2 protein-coding genes, 1 tRNA gene and 4 pseudogenes are annotated in these 4,126 nt (G+C 36.8%); 5 read left to right on the forward strand and 2 right to left on the reverse strand.

What is annotated here, in order from left to right; all coding sequences use genetic code 11:
* A pseudogene (locus tag ACFIJL_RS08705) lies at positions 1-93 on the forward strand (late control protein); the annotation flags it as partial.
* A 141-nt stretch (positions 94-234) separates the two neighbouring features.
* Positions 235-1,053, forward strand: a pseudogene (locus tag ACFIJL_RS08710) (DNA adenine methylase).
* A 240-nt stretch (positions 1,054-1,293) separates the two neighbouring features.
* On the opposite strand, the gene ACFIJL_RS08715 reads toward ACFIJL_RS08710, so the two are convergent.
* Together ACFIJL_RS08715 and ACFIJL_RS08720 are read right to left on the reverse strand one after the other, a co-directional pair.
* A tRNA-Ser gene (locus tag ACFIJL_RS08715) sits at positions 1,294-1,383 on the reverse strand.
* Between the two features lie 696 nt (positions 1,384-2,079).
* Positions 2,080-2,811 (reverse strand): annotated as a pseudogene (locus ACFIJL_RS08720) (tyrosine-type recombinase/integrase); the annotation flags it as partial.
* A gap of 8 nt (positions 2,812-2,819) precedes the next feature.
* Between ACFIJL_RS08720 and ACFIJL_RS08725 the strand changes: the two are divergent.
* The 3 genes and pseudogenes from ACFIJL_RS08725 to ACFIJL_RS08735 all read left to right on the forward strand — a co-directional run.
* Positions 2,820-3,295 (forward strand): annotated as a pseudogene (locus ACFIJL_RS08725) (crossover junction endodeoxyribonuclease RuvC).
* On the forward strand, positions 3,285-3,635 hold the full coding sequence (locus tag ACFIJL_RS08730; protein ID WP_375624272.1) for a DUF1376 domain-containing protein: 351 nt from the start codon (positions 3,285-3,287) through the stop codon (positions 3,633-3,635). Before ACFIJL_RS08725 ends, ACFIJL_RS08730 begins: the two are co-directional and overlap by 11 nt.
* A partial coding sequence (locus ACFIJL_RS08735; RefSeq protein ID WP_375624274.1) for a DUF1376 domain-containing protein occupies positions 3,625-4,126 on the forward strand: 502 nt, incomplete at its 3' end. The genes ACFIJL_RS08730 and ACFIJL_RS08735, both read left to right, overlap by 11 nt.

Here is a 4,126-nt window from a genome sequence, read left to right on the forward strand (position 1 = left end):
ACCGTCACCCACCGCTATGAAAAACAAAGCGGATACACAACAGAAATCACACTCGAGGCACCAAACAAGGGAAAAGAAAGCAACAAAGAATAGAAGCTGGGCTGGTTGCCCAGCCAACGGGAGAAGTTTAGCGACCAACCCGTCCGATGCAACTCAACTCAACATCGCAGCCACTTCTTCTCACTTAAAGCAATGAGAAGACGGCGAATATAGATGGAAGAGTGTTAAAAAATAATGGATATACTTTGTAAAGAAATATTTAAATCTGTTGATCCTATCACACCAGCTGCTGCTTATATTGGAGGCAAAGTCAGGTTAGCCAAAACCATTGTCAAAATGATCGAGGATATTCCACATAGCATTTATGCGGAGCCTTTTGTTGGTATGGGGGGAATATTCTTTAGACGAAAATTGATTCCCTCTGTTGAAATCATCAATGATTTCTCAGGAGATGTGGTGAATTTTTTTCGGGTGTTACAACGCCATTATCACCCTTTTATGGATCTATAGGAGTTCCAGATCAGTAGCCGTGAGGTGTTTGAACGATTACGTACACAAGATCCAAATAGCCTCACGGATTTGGAACGGGCTTTGCGGTTTTTATATTTGCAGCGTTTAAGTTTTAGCGGGAAGGTAGCCGACCGTACGTTTGGAGCTAAAAAAGACCGTAGTGCACAGTTTAATCCTTTGAAACTTGAAGGCTTATTAAAGCTTATTTACCGTCGTTTAGCGAGTGTTACCATTGAACATTTAGACTGGTCTAATTTTATTATGCATTATGATCGACCAAACACCTTATTTTATCTTGACCCGCCTTATTGGGGTGTTGAGGATTATTATGGAAAGGATTTGTTTAAGCGAGAAGATTATCAGACGATGTCTGCACTTCTTTCGCAATTAAAAGGGAAGTTTCTTTTGTCTCTCAATGATGTGCCAGAAGTTCGAAAAAGTTTCAGTCAATTCCATATAAGAGATGTGAAAACAGTTTATTCGTGTAACTCTTTAAATAACACAATTGCTGGTAAGGAGCTCATCATTACCAATTGTGATTAGGAAAAGAGAAAACGATTCACGAAAGGGGCTTTAAATGATCTTTGAAAGGCCTTTGAAGACCCTTTGAGAACACCTTTAAAACTCTTTGAAAAAAAATAAATTGGTACAAAACCTAGTGGCAAAATATACAAAACCTGCTGGCAAGCTACAAGAATCCTATTCCAGAACCTTTATTTACGAATCCCGCACCTTGAAAAAACACACATGAAATCAATAAGTTATAGCACCATAAAAGTGCTGTGGCGGAGGGGGTGGGATTCGAACCCACGGTACAGTCTCCTGCACGCCGGTTTTCAAGACCGGTGCCTTAAACCGCTCGGCCACCCCTCCAAACTAGATATGCCTTTTGACAAATTTCTTGCAAAAGGTCAATCATTTTAATACGCATTTTAAAGCATTCTTTGTAAAACTATTTAAGTTTCAATTAAAATAATTCTTCATAAGTTAATTCTTTGAGTGTGTTATCTAAAAGTTTCATTTTTAAACATGATAGTTTTTTCTGAAAAAATGAAAGGTAATTATGATCTTTATCATTTTTTTCTGTTTAAAAATTTTTCACAAAGCAATATTTTTTAAGTTCTAACGAACGTTTTCGTAATAATAATAAATGTTTGATAAATTATATTAAATTCCGGTCGTGTATTTTTGAATTATTTTGTCTTTCCAGATATGACTGGAAATTAGGTATATTTATAATGCTTTTTCTGTGGGATAAGCAAAAAGTTAATTAGAATGGAAGAAAAAATTATTGAGTAATACGCATAGATCAATAGATAGTTTGTTAAGGTATTGCATAGTTTTTCAAGAATAGAACTTAAAAACGCTAAATTATGCAGAGGCAGAAAGCATAAACTTTAACAGACAAGGTTTTAAAAGCCAATTCATTCATAAGTATGTGTAAAATAAAAAATTTATTTACAAAAAAATGGTGCCCCAGAGATTCAATAATTTTAAATAAAATAAATGAGTTATTGCGATATGGGGGGAAATTTATCATTATTGATTCCATTAATATTTTTTATAGCACTATCCCTCATTTTTTTGGAGCTTTTTTATCGCTTCTATAGCTAGCCTTTTGCGATCTGCGCTTTTTGTATAAAGAGATGCCATGTTGTCGTCGGTCCATCCAAAAATTGCCTTGAGTTGTGATACTGTTGCATCTGAATTAGCGGCGCGTGTTGCTGCTAATTTTCTTAAGCCATGTGCTGATTTTTTGATTCCCGCCGCATTACACGCTTCACGGAATAAGTTTCCAAAACTTTCTTTTACGAGTTTATTTCCGTTTTTTCCGCAAATGAATGTTTCATTTCCAATAGGACCAATTTTTAGAGTTTCTGCTAATTCAGGCAAAATGGGTAGAAAAACATCTGTTTGGAATTTACTTTTCTCTGTCTTGAGATGAATGATATTATCTTTGACATCTTTCCAACCAATTCGTACCGCATCACCACGACGCAAACCCGTGTAAAGAAGAATATCAATCCAGACGCGTTCATGTGAACCATGTGACCAATGGTGATAATATTTTTCAACATCTTCTTCTGTCCAAACAGCAAATCCATCTTTGTTGTTGAGAGGAGGTCTTTTTATTCCTAAAGTTGGGTTATTCTCCAGAAGTTCTTGATCGATAGCCCAATTAAAAAGTCCATTAAGGGCTTTTAGAAAATTTTGGGCAGCTGTTGGTTTTTCTTTGCGGCGTTCAACACCCGCTGTAATATGTGATTTCTTTATTTCTCTGTATAACACATTGTGTATGGAGCGGCGCTGTGATTAACACGATTCTTTGTTTTGATCTAGGTACCAAAACGGGGTGGGCGATACGTGGTGCAAGTGGTGACATATTCAGTGGTACCGTGAATTTTCAATCACGCCGTTTTGAAGGCGGTGGAATGCGTTACTTGCGTTTTAAACAATGGCTATCAGAAATAAAGCAGACAGCAGGTCAAATTGACGTGGTGTATTTTGAAGAGGTGAGGCGTCATAAAGGTACAGATGCAGCGCATGTTTACGGTGGTTTGTTAGCAACGTTAACGGCGTGGTGTGAACAGCATCAGATACCGTATGAGGGGATACCAGTAAGTACGATTAAGAAAGCGACGACAGGCAAGGGGGGAATGCGTCGAAAGAAGAGATGATTAAGGCGGTGCGTGCAAAAGGGCACAATCCGAAAGATGATAACGAAGCAGATGCTTTAGCAATTTTATATTTAGTTAAAGAAAGGGAATTGGGGTATGTCCATTAAATTACCATGGACGAGGCTTTTTGCAGACAGATGGCTTCTTACTCTTGGTTTTTTGTCGCCGACCGAGAAATGTATCTATGTCATGTTGCGACTTCTAATGCTCCGTACTGGTAAGCCTATTTTAAAGGACTTAAGGGTATTAGCTTTTTGGGTTGGTTATCCAGTAAAAGAGTTTGAAGCAGCTTTGAATTCCTTGATTGAAGGTGGCTTCATCATACGTTTAGACAATGGTGGGTTGTGGAATTCAGAAGTTGAAAAAGAACTCAATAACGTCACTGAAGAGCTAGATAATTTCACTTGCAATAATAATAAAGAAAGGGAGGTGAAGTATGTCAACTAAGTTGCCATGGACGAGGCTTTTTTCTTCACAATGGATTGTTGATGTTAGTGGCATGAGTATAGTGGAAAAAGGTCTTTATATGACACTTGTCTTATATATGTATGAAGAGCGCCGCCCTATTATTGAAGATGCTCCCAAATTAGCACGGTGGGCAGGTTGTTCAGTGAGAGTTCTAAAAAATACATTAGACATCTTATTACGCGATGAGAAGATCATACGTTTAGAAGATGGTCGTTTGTGGAGTTTAAGAGTTGAAGAGGAACTCAATAACTCAAATGATAATTTAAATAAGTTTTCAGAAAGAGCACAAAAGGCAGCAAAGGCAAGATGGGATAAAAATACAACTTATGCTTGTAATTATGCTAAAATGCTAATAGCAATGCTACAAGCAATGCTAGATGATGCCATTAACATTAACAATAACAAAAAAAATAAAAATATTATTTTATCAAAAAGAGAAATTGATTTTGAAAATTTAGAAACAAACGATT

It is taken from the genome of Bartonella sp. TT119HLJHH, from assembly GCF_042193385.1.
GTDB lineage: Bacteria > Pseudomonadota > Alphaproteobacteria > Rhizobiales > Rhizobiaceae > Bartonella.

Coding starts and splice junctions, on each gene's coding strand:
- ACFIJL_RS08730 (WP_375624272.1), top strand. CDS start 3,285: ATGTCCATTAAATTACCATGGACGAGGCTTTTTGCAGACAGATGGCTT.